Below are 18860 nucleotides of genomic sequence, written 5' to 3'. Positions count from 1 at the left end.
GTCTAGCACTGCGGATAATCCTTGGTCAGTTGGGAGGTGTCGAGAAGCATTCGGCGCAAGGCGCCAAGATCGGCCGGCACCTGTCCGGTGAAGATGCGGAAGGCGTCGATGCCTTGGTGGAAAAACAGTTCGTAGCCGCTGAGCACCTTGAGGCCCGCCGCCTCCGCCTGCTGTTTGAACAGCGTCTCGACCGGTATGTAGACGGCGTCGAACGCCCATCGCTGGGCCCCGAGCAATTCCGGCGGCAGCGGAGACCCGGGATGGCCGATCATGCCGAGCGGCGTGCAATTGACGATGCCCTCCGCGCCGTCCATCGCCGTCTCGATAGCATCGCCGGATGACGTTTTGACGGCGCCATCCGAGGCTGCCGCGATCGCGGCGGCGAGCGAGCGCGCCTTGCCGGGATCGCTGTCGATGATGGTCAGGGCCTCGGCGCCAAGCGCCAGCAGCCCGAAAGCCACGGCCTTGCCGACACCGCCGGCTCCGATCATGCAGACCTTGCCCGGCGCCATGTCGCCGAAGGTCTCGCGGTAGGCGGCGATGAACCCCGTATGGTCGGTGTTGTATCCGCTTGCGCCCCGTGGTCCGAACAGCACCGTGTTGACCGAACCGATGCGTCTGGTCAGCTCGTCGTCTATTCGCAGCCTGGAGGCCACCATCTCCTTGTAGGGATAAGTGACATTGATGCCGCGAAGACCGCTGTCGCGGCAGGCATCGAACACGGTGTCGAAATCCTTGCCCATGTCGCGCGGGATGAAGAGGTCGTAGCTGACGTCCAGGCCGCTGAGCTGGCCGGCGAGGCGATGCAGGTCCGGCGAACGCGAGCGCTTTATGTTGTCACCAACCAACCCCAGCATGACCGGGCCGGCACCCCGGCGATCGTGCGGAGCCGTGCTCATCCCTGGTATCCGAACTGCCTCGGCAGCCACAGCACGATTTCCGGAAACAGCATCATCAGCAGCAGCGCAACGACCAGCACGCCGATGAACAGCCAGATCTCGCTGATGATTTCGCGCAGCGGAATGCGCGTCGTCGCATTGATGACGAAGAGCACGACGCCATAGGGCGGGGTGATCAGCCCGATCATGGTGTTGACCACCACGACGACGCCGAAATGCACCAGGTCGATCCCGAGCAGCCGGCAGGTCGGGATGAACAGCGGAACGATGACCAGGATGATCGTCGACGCATCGAGCAGACAGCCAAGCAGCAACAACAGCACATTGACCATGAACAGGAAAGCGAGCGGGGATATGTTCAGTCCCTGAAGCGAGGCAGCCATATGGGCTGGAATATTTTCGCTGGCGACGATGTAGTTGAAGATCAGGGCACCGCCGATGACCAAGCCGACGGCAGCGGACGAACGCGCGCTTTCTGAAAGGATGGCATAGAGGCCTCGCCAGCTCAGCGCGCGGTAGAAGACGCCGGCCAGGATCAGCGCATAAGCGGCCGCGACTGCTGCGGCTTCGGTCGGCGTCGTCGCGCCACCATAGATGCCGTAGAGCAGGATGACCGGCATAAGCAGCGCCGGAAATGCATTGAGCGTCACCTTCGGCAAGGCCCGCAGTGGCACGGCTTCCTCGACCGCGAAATTGCGCTTGCGGGCGAGCCACGCGTTGAGGCCCATCAGCACCGCGCCCATCAGCAGCCCTGGCAGGATGCCGCCGAGGAACAGGAAGCCGATCGAGGCATCCGAGACCAGCGCGTACATCACCATCGGGATCGACGGCGGGATGATCGGCCCAATGGTCGAAGCGGCGGCGGTGATGGCGGCGGCGTAGCCACGCGGATAACGGCCGTCCCTGGTCATCATCTCGATGATGATCTTGCCGAGACCGGCGGCATCGGCCACGGCCGAGCCGGACATGCCGGAGAAGATCACATTGGCGACGACGTTGACGTGCCCGAGCCCGCCTCGCATACGGCCCACGATTGCAATGCAGAACCGCAGCAGCCGCTCGCTGATCGTGCCGGCGTTCATGATGTTGGCGGCGACGATGAACAGCGGCACGGCCAGGATGATGAAGCCGTCATAGAGCCCCTGGATGATCTGCTCGGCGGCAAGCCCCAGGTCCTGGCCCTTCACGGCAAGATAGACGATCGCCGCCACGATCATGGAATAGGCGACCGGCGTGCCGATCCCGGCAAGGACGAACAGCGCCAACAGGCAAAGGGTGAAGGCGAGGGTCACAGCGGTGTCGCCTCGTCGTGCGGCTCGGGCGCGCCGCCGCGAGCGAGTTGCCATATGCGCAGGGCGCAACGTACGATGACGGCGACGGCGAACAGTCCGTAGACGCTGAACACCACATCGAGCCGGATGCGCAGCGTGGCGCTCTTCTTGATCTTGTAGAAGGCGATGTATTCGTATGTCGCCGGCAGCGCCGCCAGGAATCCGACGACGATCGCCGCCGCCGAAATCATCGCGAAGACGCGCTGCGTGCGGCGGCTGGCGATCAGGTAGAACAGGTCGAACGTGACATGGTCGCGCTCGGTGAGCACGAATGCCGAACTCCAGAACACCAGCCACAGCCACGTTGTCAGGCACACTTCCAGTGTCCATCCGAGCGGATCGTTGATCACGTAGCGCGTGAATATCTGCAGGATGAAGGCGATGAACATGGCGGCGAGGAGCGCCACCGCCACGTTGTCGGCCCGCGCCTGCAACCAGCGGATGGTTGCGGACATCGGTCTATCCCGGCTCAGAGGGCGTTGATCTTGTCGACCATGCCTTCCGGCCAGTCCTTGGCGAAGTCGGAGTCCAGATAGGCCTTCTGAACATGCTTGCGGAAGGCGTCGACGTCAGGTGTGTAGACCTTCAAACCCTTGTCCTTGAAGAACTGCTCGAGTTCGGATTCCAGCGTCAGCTGCTTCTGCCGCCCTGACTCGGCCGCATCGTCCGCCGCCTTCTGCACCGCCGCCTGCTGATCCGGTGCAAGGCCGTCCCAGACCTTCTTGGAAAAGGCGAGGTAGTTCAGGTCCACGAGGTGACTGGTCAGGCAGATCTGCTTGGTGACCTCGTAGAATTTGGAGTCCTTGTCGGACGGCAGCGGATTGTCCTGCCCGTCGATCGCACCGGTCTGCAACGCGGTGTAGATTTCGGTGAACGCCACGGGTACCGGATTGGCGCCGAGCGCCTTGCCCAGGAACTGCCAGGCATCGGTTCCGGGCATTCTGAGCTTGACGCCGGCCAAGTCGTCCGGGGTCTTGATTTCCTTTTCGATGCGAAGGTTCAACTGGCGGCGGCCGAGATACATCACCGTCAACAGCTTGACGCCGAGTTCGTCCTCCACCTTCTTCTTCATCGGGTCCATGAAGTCGGCCGCGAAAACCTTCTTTTGATGCTCGGCGTCACGATGCAGATAGCCGGCGGTGAAGATCCCCCATTCGGGATAGAGCGAGGCCAGTTCCTGCGCCGAGGTGATCGACATTTCGAGATTGCCGCGGGCGATCGCTTCCAGCTCGGTGCCTTGCTTGAACAGTTCGGCGTTCCAGTGCGGCTCGAAAGTGGCGAAGGTGCTGACCGCGGGGGCGAAAACGTCGGTCAGCGCCACCGCGCGCTGGTCGCCCGGCGATGCCGGCGACGACAGCCGCAGCGTGATCTTGTCCTGCGCCAGTGCCCGGGTTGCGCGCGAGCCAAACATGTCCCCGGCGATGACGGCAAAAGCGGTGGTACCAAGAAACCTGCGGCGATCGATTGTTGTGGTGGTCATGCTTTTCCTCCCTGAATTGCATGTCCGGGCCGCGTCGCGCGCAGGCCCGCCAATCATCGAGCATTGCATGACACCTGTGCTTCTTCAACCCATAAAATTATAGACATCGGAGATTTACCATTTTATAGGATGATCCGAGAGACATCTTTTCCACCGAATCGGGTTCCCGATGGTCAGCAAAGCCCGCCTCGCCGTGATGGGAGCCGGCCTCCTCGGCCGGCGCTATGTCCAACAATTGCGCGTGAAACCGAGCTCGCGGCGGTTGTCGACCCGCCGCCGGCGGCCCGGGCCATCGCCGATGCCCATAATGTCCGCTGGTTCGCCGACCTTGCGGCGCTGCTCGCGTCGGAACGGCCGGACGGCATCGTCGTCGCCACGCCCAACCAGCTGCATGTGGAAAACGGGCTGCAATGCGTCGCCGCCAGGCTGCCGATGCTGATCGAAAAACCCATTGCCGACGACCTGGCGGCCGCGAAGACCCTGATGGACGAGGCCGACGCCGCCGGCGTGCCGATCCTCGTCGGGCACCACCGCCGCCATAATCCGCTGATCCGGCGCGCCATGCAGGAGATCGAGGCCGCCGCATCGGCACCGTGCTGGCGATCCAGGCGACATGCTGGTTCTACAAGCCCGACGACTATTTCGACGTCGGCTGGCGGCGCCAGCCCGTGCCGGACCCGTCTTCGTCAATCTGATCCACGACATCGACCTGCTGCGGCATCTATGCGGCGACATCGCTTCGGTCCACGCCATGGAATCGAAAGCGGTGCGCGGCAATCCGGTCGAGGAGACGGCCGGCATTCCTCTTGCAATTTCGCAGCGGCGCGATCGGTACGATGGCCATTTCCGACACGATCGCAGCACCCTGGAGTTGGGAACTGACGGCTGGCGAGAACCTGGCCTACCCCAACACCGGCCAGGCCTGTTACCTGATCGGCGGCACGCGCGGCCCGCTGTCGATCCCGATCTCGCGCTCTGGCATTACGATGATCGGCGCAGCTGGTGGGAGCCGATCGAACGCGGTCATCTCGAACACCGCATCGACGATCCCCTGGCCTTGCAGATCCGGCATTTCGCCGATGTCGCGCTTGGCCATGCCGCCCCGCTGGTCTCCGGGCGCGAAGGGTTAGAAGCGTTGAAGCTTGGCCGCGATAAAAAAGGCGGCGCGCACGCGAGCGGGTTGCAGTCGCTTAGACCAGCTATGCGCGCGGGCTGCCGCACGCGATCCCGTCAGGCGGTCAAGCCGTGCTTCACGCCCGCCTCGACATGCCTGCGCAGGATTGCCTGTGCCGAGGCCACGTCCCGCGCCAGCGCCGCGTCCAACAATTGCTTGTGCTCGTCGGCCGCGATCTGGCCGCGGAAGGTCAGCGAAATCATCTGATACCGCAAATACTTGTCGAAAACGGCAGCATGCGTTTCCATCAGAGCGCGAGAACCGCAGGCCGAGATCAGCGACTGGTGGAATTCCCAGTCGTAACGTTTCCAGTCCTTGGTGACCGACCGGTCCCCGCTGATCATCCTGATTTCCATCTGGTGGAGCTTGTGATGGGCCGACACCACCCTGCCCTCCCAATCCATGTCGCCGGCGGGGAAGGACAATTCCATCGCATAGCATTCCAGCAATTGCCGCAGCGCCGCGATCTCCTTGAGATCCCCGGGCGAGACCGGCGCGACCTGGAAGCCCCGTTGCCCCTCGGCGACAACGAGCCCATCGGAAGCCAGTCGATTGAGGATCTCCCGCAGGGTTGAAACGCTGGCCCCATAAAGGCCCTTCAGCTTGTCGAGCTTAAGCTTCTCCCCAGGGGCGAGCCGGCCAAAGATTATGTCGGCCCTTATCTGGTGATAGGTCGTGTCCGATATTGTGGCGGCGGGAGCGTTCGCGAGCATTTCGCAGGAATATCATAAATTTCCGAAAATGCCATAGATCGTGACGTTCGACAGCCATGGTTAACCGCCCGAAGCCAAACAATATGCGCCCCTAATTGAGTCGAGATGAACATGAGTTCGCCGACTCTTAAGCCTGCCGTTTTGGGTCAGGAATTGCGCGTTATTCATCCCGTTACCGGTTAGCATGAAGGCTCGGCTGCTTTGATCATTCTTCGAATGCAATCAGTGAACGCATCAGCGTTGCTCTTGCCGAAGCAAGATGCGCTCGGCAGGCCTTTGCAACCCGGGCAGAGTTTCGGCTTTCGAGTGCATCGATATAGGTGATGTGCTCTAGCAGGCTTCTCTGATTGGGGTCGTTGAGGTCAAGCTCCTCCTGATATTTTTCCGGATCATGTCGCCCCGCGGGTCACTGGCTTCTCTTCGCAGTCGGCGCGGAGCCGCCGCATGATGGGGTCAGGGAGAGCGAGGCGTCTCAATCTGTTGAACGACCTTGGAGAATTCCCCCCAGGATCGTGCCTGCTAACGAGATCGCCTTGCCCACCGTCCCCCCGGGAACGATCCGGATCACCCTCTCGGGCGAACCGCTGTCTGTGTTCGTTTTTGTTCCTTGTTCTATTTCATGCCAATGTGGGGCCGGCGGCTTCCTTTCCAAAGCGGAATTCGGTTGCGTCGGCCCACATGCGATGCAGGATGGCGGCCAGCTTGCGGGCTACCGCCACGCGGGCGCGCGCCATGCCGCGACGTTTGGCGATGTTCATGCCCCAGGCGCGCAAGCTCGACCATTTCTTCGAGCGCACGAGTAGCGAATGTGCTGCCTCGTAGAGGGCGGTGCGGGCGAGTTCGTCGCCGCAACGCTGACCTTGCCCTGAATGTCAGTTTCACCGGACTGGCATCGTGCTGGCGTCAGGCCCGCGCCGCGTCATGCCATCGCAAGCTTGGTAGGTTCGTCGCTCATGCGGGATAGATTCCACGATCGATCTTGACGGGCAAGGAGAATGTTCCTTATTCGTTCTCATGGCACACGGTAGCTGCCCGGCGCCGCTACACGCCTCCCAAGCATGTAGTTCCGGGGTTGTCGTAGCCGTCGTGTCGATCGGAGGAAAGATGCGAAAGCGCAAAAACAAGCCAGCCGACGAAGGCATGTCGGAACTGGAAATGGCGGCGCAGGATGCCATTGCTGCGGCCGGCGGCGACGCCGTGATCGCACTGCTGAACATTCTGGCCAGGAACGCAGAACTCGAGCGCGAGCTCGCGCTGTCGCGCAAAGCGGTTTCCAACGGTTTCTCTCGGGGCTGGCACAAGGCGCGACCCTAAATGGCGGACACGGCCGAAGACAATTTCTGGATCGAGGTCTGGGACCGAGAGGAGAACACGCATCTCGAAACCATCTGTCGGTCTCCGGATGCCGTGGTCAGCCAGGCCGCTTGGCAGGCAGCCATCCGGCGCCGCCCAGGCATGCTGCTGATCCACTACAACAGTCGCCATGTCATGGAAAAGATCATCACTCCGGGCGAAGTGAAAATCCCGCCGCAAACGATTATCGACGGCAGCATCCACGCCGGTTTGGATGTCGCGCTTGGCGATCTGCGCTCATGGCACACGTTGCGGGCCTGGTGCACGAAATGCTCGCATCACGCCACGGTAAAGCCGGAAGGGCTGATCCGGCGTTACGGCAGGGAAGCCCTGTTCAGCTCGGTCGAACGGGCGCTTTTCTGCACGAATTGCGATCGGGGCGGGCCGGTCCGGCTCGAGGTCCACAGCATGCCACGAAACTGAATTCCTTACGGCCCGGCTTGCATCGCGGCGACGCTGTCGTGGGCGCCTGGATTAGCCAGATCGCGTAGCTGCTGGGAGAAGCGCGTCATTTTGTGCGAGCGGGCAGCATCTTGCCCGAAGGCGCCAACTCAGAAGACAAAATGCGTGCGCTTTAGCCCGGTTTTTACCGGTTGGCTCGTCAAAGCTTCCTGATCCGCTGGAATGTCCAGTATCATTTGGAACCTTGCGAGCTGCTCCGGAAAATCCCGCGCAAGGTGTCTAACCACCCGCGCGTTTTCCATCAACCGGTCGAGATAGAGCCTTGCCACCATCAACTCCAGCGCCCAGGTGCCACGAAGGCTGGCGCAGTACAGAAATTCTTCGTTCAGCAAATCAAACTCAGCTTCCATGGCGGCCAGCTGGTCGGCTGTCACCCCGACAAACTTCTTTCTCGGCCTGGAGGGATCCACCAACTGCGACGCCGGAGTAAGCGTTGAGAGGAGTTGCGCATAATGGAAGCTCACTCTCTTCAGGGCGATCATGAGCCTTGCCGCTTTGAGCTGCCTTTCCGGAACCATCTTGCGCAAGGACGCGAAGACCTGTGGCGGCACATTCCAATCCTGCAAAAGCTCGAGAGCCTCGGGAGAAACTCCATTGACCAACGGGCTTGGCGCTGAACTCTCCGCAATCAGGTTCAAAGTAGGCCCCTCGGCCAGGGCCTTCGGCACAAAGGCCAGGCTTTCGGCCGATAGCAGGCGACGGAACGGTTCCTGCTTGATCGGATATCGAAACACCTCGGCGATCGTCTCCAGCAGATGCCGAGAGATAATCGCTTCTGCGATCATGTCGCGCGTTCTTTGGCATTCAGCCTGATAGGTTCTGCACAGCCATGGACCGGTGAACCATCTGTTGGGCTCTTGCATCTTTTCCAAAAGCGCCGCATGTCTTGTGCGGTTTTTCTGCAAAAGGAGGTCGGCGGCTTCCAGGCCTAAAACTGTGCGGCGCTCCTTCATGTGGCGCTCCCGACAAATGTTCGCTCAGCCAGCGCAACGAGCGGATCTAGCGATCGGAAAAGAAACGCATCCAGCTTCATTCCATTGTTGACATGGAAATCTCCTTTGAACCCGGAAATTTCATGCGTCGGAGCGATCAGGTAGTCGCGAACGATCAGATTGCCCGGCTGCATGCGGATCAAGACGAAAATACCCGCCCTGGCCTCTCGCACGGCCCGCGAAGACCAGCGGGGATAGGCAGAATGCGAAACGCGACACCTGGCGATCGCGAGCGCTACGGTCAACTCGCCATTGATGCGGATGATCTCCGTTTCAGGGTCTTGGGAAGCGTGGCCGCCTGCCTGTTCGATCGCGACCAGCAGGTCTTCTAATGCCTGATGGCGGATAGCCTTGAGGCGCCTGTCAATTTCGATGAAATGAGACTTTCTGGGCGGCAGGCAACCGATCAGCTTGTATGCACCGAGCAGACCTCCGAAATGCGCGCTATAGCGATAGGCCGAAGGGCATTCGGGCGCTGCGTTGATGATGTCGGACGACAGTTTCCCATGACGTTTGTAGAGTCTTCGTAGGACTGCCAGCATCTCGTCATCGCTCATGTGAAGATAAAGCGATTTCAATATTTGCTGTGCTTTGTCGAATAATTGGCGACTGATAATAGGCTCAAAGGCGTTTTCAGCTCTGACCCATTGGTCCGGGGGATTGTACACAACCTTGGTTTTTAGTTTGGTGCAGCGTCTATTCCAGACGTTGTTGCCGATATATTTCTCATTGGTCAGGACACGGCGCACGCCATCGGCTTTCCAGGGCCGGCCGAAGTCGTTCAGGATCCCTCGGTCATTCAGATATTTTGCGATTTGAGGTTCGTTTTTGCGTGACCGGACAAACAGGCGAAAGATCAATCGAACAGTAGCTATCTCTTCCGGTGGCCCCGGCACGATGATCACCCGGTCTGTCTGGAAGTTCTTGTATTCATAGCGGGCGAGGATGAGTTTGGGCTGTCTGAACTGGTCAACCATCAGACGCCTTAGTCCGAGCCCCTGGATGCCGCCCACGTGGAAGCCCATGCGGGCCATCCTCACCTGGCCCAAGAAGACCCTCTGTGACAACATCCGGCTGTACTCTGCAGCCATGCTGCGCTTTATGGCCTTGAGTACATCGGATCCGACGGTGCCATCGTTCGCGAACTGCTCGGCGCAAAACTCAATCCGAACACCCGCCATCTGACATCGATATTCGTAGGAAGCGCTTTCATCGACGCTTTGGAACCGGCCCCATCTGCTCACGTCATAGACGACGACAGTCTCGTAATCGGCGAGGCCGTGTTCAATGTCGAACAGCAGCTTCTTGAGCCCGGGCCGGCCTTCTATGTGCAACCCGCTACGGCCGGGGTCTTCATAGGTGGCGACGATGTCGTACCCCATGACCTCTGCATAGCTGTGGATTGCATCCTTCTGATTCTCGAGGGAATAAGTCTGGTGCTCGGTGGACATTCGTACATATTGAGCCGCGCGAACCCTTCGCCTCTCCGTAGGAGGTTCGCGGGCCGCAGGAACCTTGTCCATCGCCTTGCACCATCGGGACGAATGTCAATTCTAGCGGGCAGCCCATGCCAATTCCAGTCAAGATTAAATCGAAGCGTCCGCCCGACAGCTTTGCACTTTGGAAACCATGGCTTTCAACTCATGGGAAACCCTGACTCACTTCGTGAGAAGCCGCGCCGCCGTTCCGCCGCAATGCAGCCGCATCGGCTTCGTTCGCCCCTGTCCGTCAGTCCGCGGGGCTTCAGAGGAGTTCCAGTGATGATCATCAAGAAGGCTATTCTGGCGGTTCTGATCACCGCAGCGCTTGCAGGTTGCCAGTCGCAGACCGAAGGCCAGCAGCGCGCCACCACCGGTGCGCTATTGGGAGGCGCCGGCGGTGCTCTCGTCGGCCAGGCCATCGGCGGCAACACCAAGAGCACGGTCATCGGCGCGGCCAGCGGCGCGCTGCTTGGCGCCGTCGTCGGCTCCGCCACCACCCCTCAGCGCCGAGAGGACCAGCTCTGCCGCTACCAGGACCGTTACGGCCGCATCTACACCGCGCCCTGCGACGACCGTTACTACAACGGCAATTATTGATGAGCTTCTGACTGTGTGAGCCGGCGCGTTAACGCCGGCTCCCTCACACCGTCACTCTTTTGTACGCTTTGCGGGATATGACGGTTTTGCGGCGGGCAGGAGGAGGTCGAGAATGTCAAGCCTTGCCGGTGCCCTGAAAAACCGCGGCAAGCATGCTGTGAAGCGGCTACTTCGCTACGACGACCGCAACTGGCTGCGCATCCGCCAGATCGAAGCCTTCACGGTTTTCCTCGAAGCCGCCAACGCAAGTCGCGCGACGTGATCGAGATTTCGCCGGGCTGGAACCGCTACTGGCGGGCGCTGTGCCCGGATTACCGGTCGGTGGATTTTCCCAAGTTCGACATCTGCAAGGACCGCACCGACGAGCAATATTCCATCGTCATCGCCGACCAGGTGCTGGAGCATGTGCAGTGCCCGCATGCGGCGGCCGCCAATATCCACGCAATGACGAAGCCCGGCGGCTGGGCGATGGTGGCGACACCTTTCTTGTTTCGCGTGCATGGCCGGTCGCGGCGGCCGGTATCGCGGGCGTGCTTGTCGACATTCGTGGCTGCGGCGAGTCCGACGGTGTGATCGACGGCGAATATACCGTACGTGAGCTTGCCGATGCGGTCGAGGTTATCGAGGCGGCCCTCAAGCCCCTGCTCTCAAGGCCGTGATCTCCCTGTCATCGACTGTCGATCGTTATAACGACGATATTCATTACAAGAATGGAACGCATCTATCGGCGCAACTGTCATGGGCGGCGATGATTGCCTTCCAGGCGCGGCCCCCCGATCCCGATCTCGTTAAAGAACGTTGGCGCGACATGTGGCTCGAGCGGCTGGAAGGCGAGCCGTTCTTCATGGAGGAGTGGCTCTCTCACTAGCGCCCCGACGACTTCTGGCGCCACGGTTCGATCTGCGAGGATTTTGACGGTTTTTCCGTCCCCGCACTGGTCATTGCTGGATGGGCCGACGGCTACCGCAACACGCCTTTGAAGGCGGTCGCCGGAATGCCGGAAATGGCCTGGGACCTGATCGGCCCATGGATATACAAGTATCCGCATTTTGCTGATCCCAAACCCCGCGCCGACTTCCATGCCGAGGCGATTTCATGGTGGCGCCATTGGCTTTGCGCAGAAGACAACAAGGTGGAGAATACGCCGAAGCTGCGTGCCGATATCGTGGACGGGCCGCGACCGGACCTATTAGGTTCCAGGGCAGCTTCGTGTGACGCGGTCAGCCGAACGATGCTGTCGATTAGGGCAAGCACGTTATTGGCACGATGGTCGACCTCCAGGAGCAGACGATGCTCCAACACTTCAAGGCTCTCGATTTTGCGATAGTCGGTTCGGTCTTCTGTGAGCCGAAGTGATATGCTAGCCGCTCGTCATGGATGGGACTGAGCCACCCGTGCGGTCTCTAGTCGCGAGTTTCCAGGTAATATCTTTCCCACCGCAACGGATCAGTCAGGTCGCACATTGGGTGGATGGAACGGTAAAGATCGCCCGCGTCGTGATGATATGGAGATCACTCGGCCGGAGTGGCCGAGAGAGCCCTCTTCGGTCGAGGCGGAGGGCGACGGGGACGGCGTTTTGCCGTTGATTTGAGCCCCACTGGCGCGGATTTGGAAAGCGCACCCAGCACAGCACTGATCATGCCATCCGCGACGAAATCGGCGTTGATGCCAGTGGCGAGCTTCTCGCATGCGTCGTTGTCGTCATTGCCCGGCCCGGACCAAAGCACCACGCCTACCCGTAGCGACACCTTTGCCCGCTTCAAGCGACGAACTAGGAAGCGAGCGTGTTTGACCGAATCCTGGTTGAGGAAATTGACGACAACGGTGTCGAAGCTGCCAAGTTCGAGGCGGCGAAGAGCGTTTGGCTCCAAATCGGCAAAGCTGGCCATTGATGCTTCCGCACCCTGGACTTCCAGCACCTGCATCAGCATGGCGGCCGCAGCGTCATCGAGTTCGCCACGCCCGCCTGCGCACAGCACGGTGATATCTGTACCATCAGGCAGTTCGATCTCATACTCGCCGTCCTTGGCGTCGCTCGGTTCGGCGTCGTCGGCCAAGGTCGGTTCCTCTTCCTCGCTGGCCTCCTGCTGCGCGCTTTCCACCAAGTTTGCCACCATAGTCTGGGCGCTTGCCGCCACCTGGCGTCTTTGCGGTTCGCCCATTACGCCGCGAACCCGATCCTGCTCACCTAGCAGCAAGGCGGGAATGGCCACTTTGTCGTAGAATTCGACCAAGTATCCCTCTTCAAGAAACTCCTCAGCATGGTCTGTGGCTTCTTCTGGGTCACCGGCGAGCAGACGCTGGTAGAGCCGCGCATGCGGTTCAAGCATCGGCTCATCGCCGAACAGCACGTCGAGGAACTCAAATTGCGGAACGTGCCGACCGAGCACGACCAGACAGACAGTTAAGGGCGTTGACAGGACCAGCCCGAGTGGCCCCCATAACCAGGTCCAGAAAATTGCGGCGACTATGATCGCCAGAGGCGACAAGCCTGTGCGCGACCCGTAAAGCCAAGGCTCGATGACATTGCCGGTGATCAGCTCCATCACGACGAACAGCGCCGCTGTCCACAATAGGAGCGACCATCCGGGAGCCACGGCGAGCGCTAGGAATAAAGGAAGGGAAGCACCGATAATCGGACCGATATAGGGCACAAAGCGCAGTGCAAGTGCAAGCAAGCCCCAGAGCAAGGCGTTAGGGATGCCGAGTATCCAGAGCCCAATCGCAATTGGCACTGCATAGGCGACGTTGACCACCATCTGCATCAGCAGATAGCGACCGACTCGCCTTCCGGCATCCTGCAACGCCTGAGTCGTTCGATGAAGGTCGCCGTAGCCCACAAGCCGGATGAAACGATCCCGTAGATCTTCCCGTTCTAGGAGCATGAAGACGACAACGACTATGATCAGACCGGCAGATGCCAAGGGACTGATCAGGGGGCCGACGATGCTCTGGAGCACCTCGAGCGGCCTTTCGCGCGGGACGATTTCGACTGGCACCGGTTCGCGCTTTGGCGTGTTTGCCGCTGAGGGCAGCGCAGGTTCTTGTTTATCGATCTCCTGGCCGACACGCTCGACCACATCGCTCAACCTGCCAATGATGCCGCCCCCTACGCCTCTTTCCTTGAGCGAGCGCACCTTGGTTAGAATGTTCGCCTGGTAAAGCGCGACATTCTGCGCCAATTCGTTGACCTGCGAGGCGACAATGAAGCTGAACAGAGCCAGCGCTGCGAAGGCGCCAAGGACGCTCAATACGACAGCCGCGACCCGGGGAATGCCGGCCCGTTTTAGCGAGGAAACCATCGGGGCGAGCGCGAAGGTCAACAGCAGGGCAATCGCAATCGGCAGGAAAACCTCGCGCCCGAAATACAGAGCGGCCACGGTCACGACGACCGTCGCGACGGTGGGCAACGCGGTCCGCCGATGTGCTGCCGGAAGGGTACTTTGCAGTCCGGAGAAGGGATATCTGCCGTTACGATCGATCCCCACAATAACCCCTCCACCTTGCCCTTCAGTGATAGGGGCGCCTGTCAGCTGGTCCTGCAACGTTAGCAGAGACTAATGGTTGCAGTGGGTTTTTGCGCATAATGCACGGTTCGGAATCCGTAACCCAATGCGAACTTGGAGTGCCTACCGGTGCAGGAGTGTAATTGTTCCACCAAGAGGAGGATACCCGCGGATCGACAGTTCTGCATCAAACGCCTTCGCGGGTTGGCAAATTACCCTGGACAACAGTGGCGTCCGGTGACGAGACGTCAAAATCGGCGGAGATCATGTTAGAGTCAATCTCTGACAATTAGGCAGCTCTTGTCGTTTCCGACCCCCCAGCGCTCGATCCTCTTCCGGTGAACGAACGCCAGCTTGTCGTGGGTCTCTCTCAGGGGCCGCATACGACATTTCCAGCTTGTCACATGCGCCCTGGATCGTTTCCGACTGAGCGAGATATAGGCCCCGACGGGTATTCCAATCAGGATGGGGATGAGGGTGCACTCAATCCAACTCAGCCAATCGATCGGCATGTGTAGGGCGAGTCTTGCCGTGAACGACAGGCCAAAGGTCGCGACAATTGCAATGATCGTCACGACTGTTGATTTGAGGTTCACCGCAATCTGAGGCCGCTAAGAGATGGCGGTTTCTGGAAATTCTCCGCAAATTCCAGACTGCCAATTATGCGATTTTTGGAGGAACACACGGCGAACAGACCTCAACAGCTAGTACTCCCTTGTAAGCGTATCCGTGCCGTTTCACGACACGGGCGCTGATCCTGGATTGCTTTCACCAGGGAGTCGTCGCCTGAGCGAAGGTAACCTAATTGGCGGCAGTGACGGCCGGCGCCACAGCTTGTGCGGCGGAGGGCCGATCGGCGGGCACGGCTCTGTCGGGCCCACTCCACAGCTTGAATCACAACCAGCGGCGGCCGGAATCACAATGTTCCGATTTCCAAACGCCCTCTAAGCGCGTTCAGTCATAATTCCTATCTGACGATGGATGAAGGCTTCGTCCGCCGAGGCAGGTTTCGCTGTGCGCCCCGTCTCGCCGCTGAGCATGGCCATGCGGGCGTGAATCGGCGACTTAATGCAGACTGGATCCGTTGCAGCCGCATCGCCTGCAATTGTCATTGCCTGACATCTGCAGCCACCCCAATCGAGCTCGCGCCGCTCACAGCTTCGGCAAGGCTCCTGCATCCATTTGGTACCGCGGAAGGCATTGAGTGCAGCTGAATCGGTCCAGATCTCGGCGAGCGAGTTCGGCCCGAAACGTTCGAAGCGGAGCGAAGGGATGGTCTGCGCGGCGTGGCACGGCAGCACGGTGCCGTCGGGCGTCACCATGAAGGCGTCTCGCGCCCAGCCGCCCATGCACGGCTTGGGATAAACAGCGAAATAATCCGGCGGGACAAAATCGATGTTGATGATGCCGGCAAGCCGTTCCTGCGCCGCCGCGACGATCTCCATCTGCCGGTCGACCGCGGCACGTTCGGGCATCAGCGCATTGCGATTAGCCAAAGCCCAGCCGGCATACTGCACGTTGGCGATCTCTAGCCGCTCCGCACCCAACGAAAGGGCCAGATCGATGAATTCCGGCACTTCCTCGATGTTGTGGCGATAGATCGGTGCATTGATGGTGAGCGGCAGGCCGGCGGCGCGGGCTCGGCGTGCCGTCTCCAGCTTCTTTTCATGGCTGCCGCTGTGGTTGCCCATACGGTCGGTGGTCGCCTGACGGGCACCCTGAAAGCTCAGTTGCAGATGGTCGAGGCCGGCTTGGACAAAGGCTTCGATGCGGCGTTCGGCAATGTTGATACCGGCGGTGATGAGGTTGGTGTAGACGCCGCGCGCCGAGAGTCCGGCGATCAGTTGCTCGAGGTCGCGACGCAGCGTCGGCTCGCCGCCGGATAGATGCACCTGGAGAACGCCGAGATCGGCAGCCTGCGAGAAGAGATCGAGCCAAGTCTGCGTGTCGAGCTCGCGATTGGCCTTCAGCAATTCGAGCGGATTGGAGCAATAAGGGCACTGGAGCGGGCAGCGATGTGTCAGTTCCGCCAGCATGCCGATCGGAGGGAGAATGGGCTCGCTCACAGCCTCACCAGCAGCTTGTCCGACCATTCCTGCAGGAACGCGATGACGTCGGCCGCCACCTCCTTCCGATCGGCCTCATAGTCCGAGGCAAGATCGGCGATGATGTGATCGACCGTGGACTGCCCATCGCAGCGGCGCAATATGTCGAGGCTGATCTCGTTCGGCCAGAATATCTTCTCCGGCGAAAGCACGGCGAAGGCTTGCCGCACGGCGTCGTACTGTATGCGCACATGCTTCGGCAGCGATGGCACCGATTGCAACGACACCAAGGCTCTTTCGCGCAGCGCCATCATCGGACTGCCTCTGGGCGGAAGGCGCCCGGCGGTATGTTTCCTGGCGCGCCATAGGCATTTTGAAGCGCGTCGAGCATGGCCCAGAGTATATCGCATTTGAACACCAGCGCATCGATCGTCTGCTGCTGGCGTTTCGCCGAGTCGGCATGGCCGAGCACGTAGGCGAGGGCGAACTCAGCGTCGCGCGATGCCTGTTCGGGCCGCCAACTGAAATAGGCCAGCGTATCCTCTGTGATATATTCGTACTTGGCCAGCATCGCCGACACCCGCTCGTCGATGATGAGCGGCGAGAACATCTCGGTTAATGACGATGCGACCGCCTCGAGCAAGGTCCGGTTCGTGCAGAAAGAGAGATAGGCGCCGACCGCAAAGCGTGTCGCCGGCAGCACCAGCCTTTCGCTCTTGACGGCTTCGGCATCGAGCCCGAGCGAGGTGGCCAGATGCAGCCACCGCGCGATGCCGCCGCTCCAGCCGTCCTCGCCGTCGTGGTCCTCGATGCGTTTGCGCCAGGCGGCGCGAAACGCCGGATCCTCGGCGTGTGCCAGGATCATGGCGTCCTTGCGCGGAATAACGGCCTGGTAGCAATAGCGGTTCAGCGCCCAGGCCTGCATTTCGGCCTTCGACAGTGCGCCTCTGGTCATTCTGTGGTGGAACGGATGGTGGTTGTGATAGCGCTCGCGACCGACCTGCCGCAGCACGGCCTCGAGTTCGCCCTTCGAGAGGCCGCATCGGGCCGCGTCGTGGAAATCTCTCAAAATTCCATCTCCATGCCGTCGCTGGCGACTTCCCAGCCAGCCGCCTTGACTGCTGCGTGCTCTGCGGAATTCTCTTCGAGAACAGGATTGGTGTTGTTGATATGCACGAAGATCCGGCGGCCGATCGTCACATCGGCTAACGCTGCAATCGAACCCGCTGCTCCAGAGATCGCGATGTGCCCCATGCGCGCACCGGTTTTCTGGCCGACCCGGGCAGCGATCATCTCGTCGTCCGTGTAGACTGTGCCGTCGAACAGAAGGCAGGCGGCGTCGGTCAGCCGAGCGCGCAGGGCGACATCGATGCGCGCACAGCCCGGGATGTAGAAAACGCCGCCGCGACTGCCGGCCTCGGTGATACGGACGCCTATCGTGTGGCCGGTGTCGGAGCTGAAGTCGGCGCCGGGATCGCGTCCCTGCTCAAGATAAAGCGCGACCTTCCCGGGCACCGGAAAGCTGTCAACGACAATGCCTGTCTCGCCGCCCTCCGCATCGCGGATCGCCAGCTCCTCGGTTGGCGCTAGTAGGCGCCGCGGCACGATCGCCGGATCGAGAACATTGAAGATCGCACTGGCCTCAAGCGTCGCCAGTACCTGCGCCGTGCCGTAGATCGCGAAAGGCTGTCGTTCACGCAGGCTGAGCAGGCCGGCGACATGATCTATGTCGGCATTGGTCAGCACCACCGCGCGGATTGGCGTCGAGCGCAACGGCCCATCGACCGCGGGCTGCAGTTCAGGCGTTTGCGCAATCTGCTGGCGAATGTCGGGCGATGCATTGAAGAGAACCCAGCCTATCCCGTCCGCCGATGCGGTAACGCATGATTGTGTTCGTGAATGCACGCCTAACAACCCGCTGCGAGCTGCGCGGCTCAGGCGATAGTTGCAGTTCCATTGCGGAAGGCCGCCTCCCGCCGCGGATCCAATGATCTTCACGCGCATGGCAGTGCCTGCTCGGCGGCCCATTTGACCGGCACGAAATTCTCGGCGCTAGACGGCTTGGCGCCTGCACTCCCCGCGGCAATGCCCATTGCGAAGACCCCACGCGGCAAGGTGCATGCCCCGGTTGCCAACCACATGCCCGTTTGCGGCCTACTTCCTGGGAGCAGTTTCGGCAGGCAGATACCGCGAGATTTCGAACCCCGCAGCAATCTGGTACATAGTTGGTTTCTTCCAGCTCTTCTTCATCGCAGCCTCCTGTTTTGCTAGCCCGAAAAGGGGCCGGTTATCAGCGCCAGTGCGTATGCAATGGCTCGTGCATCACGTGAAAAATGGACAAATGAAACGCTGGGTTCTGAAACGACCAAAAATAGCGAACAAAACATAACTGTCTACCTCAAGGTCGGTTCCTCCCTTTCATCGCCGTCCTGTTATACCGACCGAGTTCACCCGGAGGTGACAGCGATCGACTCGATGTCAAAGCGCTACGATTGGACAGGCGTTGGGGTCTTGGATGGTGCCGACGCATGAGAGTGCGCGTGCGATGCTCTCTCAGCCAGAACCGCGGCAAGTTCCCGCTTAATGAGAGGTTGATTGCGACGTTGCGCGGCAGCGCAACGGATTTTCGCATTCCTTCCATCGGGGTCAGCATCATGTCCTCGTGCTCGATTGACAAGACGTCGTCGTAGCCGACCTGCTTGAGCGCGGTACAGAACTGCCGCCACCAGGTCTCACCGTGACCGTAACCGAGTGTGATGTAATTCCAGGCTCGTTCGGCATATAGGTTTGGTGGACGTGGATCCAGCGTGCCGTCGATGGCCGCGGC

Annotated in this window: 17 protein-coding genes and 5 pseudogenes; 6 read left to right on the top strand and 16 right to left on the bottom strand. The window is 60.6% G+C overall.

What is annotated here, in order from left to right:
• Positions 1-2: 2 nt before the first annotated feature.
• Genes C7I87_RS03250 through C7I87_RS03235 form a run of 4 tightly spaced genes read right to left on the bottom strand, consistent with a single transcriptional unit; the run spans position 3 to position 3710 of the window.
• A complete protein-coding gene (locus tag C7I87_RS03250; protein ID WP_149902840.1) occupies positions 3-899 on the bottom strand; it encodes a shikimate dehydrogenase family protein in 897 nt (298 codons plus the stop codon).
• Complete coding sequence (locus C7I87_RS03245) at positions 896-2191, bottom strand: TRAP transporter large permease (protein WP_188393715.1); 1296 nt, start codon at positions 2189-2191, stop codon at positions 896-898. The genes C7I87_RS03250 and C7I87_RS03245 overlap by 4 nt, the downstream gene beginning before the upstream one ends.
• Positions 2188-2685 carry a TRAP transporter small permease gene (locus tag C7I87_RS03240; protein ID WP_149902838.1) on the bottom strand — a complete coding sequence of 166 codons (498 nt, stop codon included), beginning with the start codon at positions 2683-2685 and terminating at the stop codon, positions 2188-2190. Before C7I87_RS03240 ends, C7I87_RS03245 begins: the two co-directional genes overlap by 4 nt.
• 14 nt (positions 2686-2699) lie before the next feature.
• A complete protein-coding gene (locus tag C7I87_RS03235; protein ID WP_149902837.1) occupies positions 2700-3710 on the bottom strand; it encodes a sialic acid TRAP transporter substrate-binding protein SiaP in 1011 nt (336 codons plus the stop codon).
• Positions 3711-3839: 129 nt separating this feature from the next.
• On the opposite strand from C7I87_RS03235, the gene C7I87_RS03230 reads away from it, so the two are divergent.
• Positions 3840-4592, top strand: coding sequence for a Gfo/Idh/MocA family protein (locus C7I87_RS03230; RefSeq protein WP_306440426.1), 753 nt, complete (start codon positions 3840-3842; stop codon positions 4590-4592).
• A 43-nt stretch (positions 4593-4635) separates the two neighbouring features.
• Here the strand turns inward: C7I87_RS03230 and C7I87_RS36600 are convergent, their stop codons facing one another.
• The 3 genes and pseudogenes from C7I87_RS36600 to C7I87_RS03220 form a co-directional block, all read right to left on the bottom strand.
• Positions 4636-4806, bottom strand: coding sequence for a hypothetical protein (locus C7I87_RS36600; RefSeq protein ID WP_306440424.1), 171 nt, complete (start codon positions 4804-4806; stop codon positions 4636-4638).
• Positions 4807-4940: 134 nt separating this feature from the next.
• Entirely contained in the window at positions 4941-5597 is a 657-nt protein-coding gene (locus C7I87_RS03225; protein WP_149902836.1) for a GntR family transcriptional regulator, read from the bottom strand.
• 617 nt (positions 5598-6214) lie between these two features.
• Positions 6215-6507: pseudogene (locus tag C7I87_RS03220) on the bottom strand (transposase); the annotation flags it as partial.
• Positions 6508-6701: 194 nt separating this feature from the next.
• Here C7I87_RS03220 and C7I87_RS03215 point away from each other — a divergent pair.
• Both C7I87_RS03215 and C7I87_RS03210 read left to right on the top strand, forming a co-directional pair.
• Complete coding sequence (locus tag C7I87_RS03215) at positions 6702-6911, top strand: hypothetical protein (RefSeq protein WP_149902835.1); 210 nt, start codon at positions 6702-6704, stop codon at positions 6909-6911.
• Positions 6912-7373, top strand: coding sequence for a hypothetical protein (locus C7I87_RS03210; protein ID WP_149902834.1), 462 nt, complete (start codon positions 6912-6914; stop codon positions 7371-7373).
• Between the two features lie 128 nt (positions 7374-7501).
• Here C7I87_RS03210 and C7I87_RS03205 read toward each other — a convergent pair whose 3' ends face one another.
• Complete coding sequence (locus C7I87_RS03205; protein ID WP_149902833.1) at positions 7502-8365, bottom strand: plasmid partitioning protein RepB C-terminal domain-containing protein; 864 nt, start codon at positions 8363-8365, stop codon at positions 7502-7504.
• On the bottom strand, positions 8362-9927 hold the full coding sequence (locus tag C7I87_RS03200; RefSeq protein WP_149902832.1) for a recombinase family protein: 1566 nt from the start codon (positions 9925-9927) through the stop codon (positions 8362-8364). The genes C7I87_RS03205 and C7I87_RS03200 overlap by 4 nt, the downstream gene beginning before the upstream one ends.
• 237 nt (positions 9928-10164) lie before the next feature.
• On the opposite strand from C7I87_RS03200, the gene C7I87_RS03195 reads away from it, so the two are divergent.
• The 3 genes and pseudogenes from C7I87_RS03195 to C7I87_RS03185 form a co-directional block, all read left to right on the top strand.
• Positions 10165-10482: a YMGG-like glycine zipper-containing protein gene (locus tag C7I87_RS03195; RefSeq protein WP_140765768.1), complete on the top strand. Its 318-nt coding sequence runs from the start codon at positions 10165-10167 to the stop codon at positions 10480-10482.
• Between the two features lie 112 nt (positions 10483-10594).
• Positions 10595-10989: pseudogene (locus tag C7I87_RS36710) on the top strand (class I SAM-dependent methyltransferase); the annotation flags it as partial.
• Positions 10983-11665: pseudogene (locus C7I87_RS03185) on the top strand (CocE/NonD family hydrolase); the annotation flags it as partial. The pseudogenes C7I87_RS36710 and C7I87_RS03185, both read left to right, overlap by 7 nt.
• 14 nt (positions 11666-11679) lie before the next feature.
• On the opposite strand, the pseudogene C7I87_RS35810 reads toward C7I87_RS03185, so the two are convergent.
• From C7I87_RS35810 to C7I87_RS35805, 7 genes and pseudogenes are all read right to left on the bottom strand, one after another.
• Positions 11680-11870: pseudogene (locus C7I87_RS35810) on the bottom strand (HWE histidine kinase domain-containing protein); the annotation flags it as partial.
• 123 nt (positions 11871-11993) lie between these two features.
• The gene (locus tag C7I87_RS03180; RefSeq protein WP_373424617.1) at positions 11994-13931 is read right to left on the bottom strand and encodes an AI-2E family transporter; all 1938 of its coding nucleotides are present in this window, start codon (positions 13929-13931) and stop codon (positions 11994-11996) included.
• A 1001-nt stretch (positions 13932-14932) separates the two neighbouring features.
• The gene (pqqE, locus tag C7I87_RS03175; RefSeq protein WP_373424611.1) at positions 14933-16081 is read right to left on the bottom strand and encodes a pyrroloquinoline quinone biosynthesis protein PqqE; all 1149 of its coding nucleotides are present in this window, start codon (positions 16079-16081) and stop codon (positions 14933-14935) included.
• Positions 16051-16347, bottom strand: a complete 297-nt coding sequence (gene pqqD, locus C7I87_RS03170; RefSeq protein WP_149902830.1) for a pyrroloquinoline quinone biosynthesis peptide chaperone PqqD — start codon at positions 16345-16347, stop codon at positions 16051-16053. The genes pqqE and pqqD overlap by 31 nt, the downstream gene beginning before the upstream one ends.
• Positions 16344-17102 carry a pyrroloquinoline-quinone synthase PqqC gene (gene pqqC / locus C7I87_RS03165; protein ID WP_149902829.1) on the bottom strand — a complete coding sequence of 253 codons (759 nt, stop codon included), beginning with the start codon at positions 17100-17102 and terminating at the stop codon, positions 16344-16346. The genes pqqD and pqqC overlap by 4 nt, the downstream gene beginning before the upstream one ends.
• Positions 17099-18037, bottom strand: coding sequence for a pyrroloquinoline quinone biosynthesis protein PqqB (pqqB, locus tag C7I87_RS03160; protein WP_149902828.1), 939 nt, complete (start codon positions 18035-18037; stop codon positions 17099-17101). Before pqqB ends, pqqC begins: the two co-directional genes overlap by 4 nt.
• A 394-nt stretch (positions 18038-18431) precedes the next feature.
• Positions 18432-18860: pseudogene (locus C7I87_RS35805) on the bottom strand (hypothetical protein); the annotation flags it as partial.

The sequence above is a fragment of the Mesorhizobium sp. SARCC-RB16n genome (genome assembly GCF_008520305.1).
GTDB lineage: Bacteria > Pseudomonadota > Alphaproteobacteria > Rhizobiales > Rhizobiaceae > Mesorhizobium.
The sequence above is the reverse complement of the archived record's forward strand: the minus strand, read 5'-3'. Positions and strand labels throughout refer to the sequence as shown.

What these genes read in the sequence shown, in the direction of transcription:
- C7I87_RS03250 (WP_149902840.1), bottom strand. Translation starts at nt 899, where the DNA reads ATGAGCACGGCTCCGCACGATCGCCGGGGTGCCGGCCCGGTCATGCTG.
- C7I87_RS03240 (WP_149902838.1), bottom strand. Translation starts at nt 2,685, where the DNA reads ATGTCCGCAACCATCCGCTGGTTGCAGGCGCGGGCCGACAACGTGGCG.
- C7I87_RS03235 (WP_149902837.1), bottom strand. Translation starts at nt 3,710, where the DNA reads ATGACCACCACAACAATCGATCGCCGCAGGTTTCTTGGTACCACCGCT.
- C7I87_RS03230 (WP_306440426.1), top strand. Translation starts at nt 3,840, where the DNA reads ATGATCCGAGAGACATCTTTTCCACCGAATCGGGTTCCCGATGGTCAG.
- C7I87_RS36600 (WP_306440424.1), bottom strand. Translation starts at nt 4,806, where the DNA reads ATGGCCAAGCGCGACATCGGCGAAATGCCGGATCTGCAAGGCCAGGGG.
- C7I87_RS03225 (WP_149902836.1), bottom strand. Translation starts at nt 5,597, where the DNA reads ATGCTCGCGAACGCTCCCGCCGCCACAATATCGGACACGACCTATCAC.
- C7I87_RS03215 (WP_149902835.1), top strand. Translation starts at nt 6,702, where the DNA reads ATGCGAAAGCGCAAAAACAAGCCAGCCGACGAAGGCATGTCGGAACTG.
- C7I87_RS03210 (WP_149902834.1), top strand. Translation starts at nt 6,912, where the DNA reads ATGGCGGACACGGCCGAAGACAATTTCTGGATCGAGGTCTGGGACCGA.
- C7I87_RS03205 (WP_149902833.1), bottom strand. Translation starts at nt 8,365, where the DNA reads ATGAAGGAGCGCCGCACAGTTTTAGGCCTGGAAGCCGCCGACCTCCTT.
- C7I87_RS03200 (WP_149902832.1), bottom strand. Translation starts at nt 9,927, where the DNA reads ATGGACAAGGTTCCTGCGGCCCGCGAACCTCCTACGGAGAGGCGAAGG.
- C7I87_RS03195 (WP_140765768.1), top strand. Translation starts at nt 10,165, where the DNA reads ATGATCATCAAGAAGGCTATTCTGGCGGTTCTGATCACCGCAGCGCTT.
- pqqE (WP_373424611.1), bottom strand. Translation starts at nt 16,081, where the DNA reads ATGGTCGGACAAGCTGCTGGTGAGGCTGTGAGCGAGCCCATTCTCCCT.
- pqqD (WP_149902830.1), bottom strand. Translation starts at nt 16,347, where the DNA reads ATGATGGCGCTGCGCGAAAGAGCCTTGGTGTCGTTGCAATCGGTGCCA.
- pqqB (WP_149902828.1), bottom strand. Translation starts at nt 18,037, where the DNA reads ATGCGCGTGAAGATCATTGGATCCGCGGCGGGAGGCGGCCTTCCGCAA.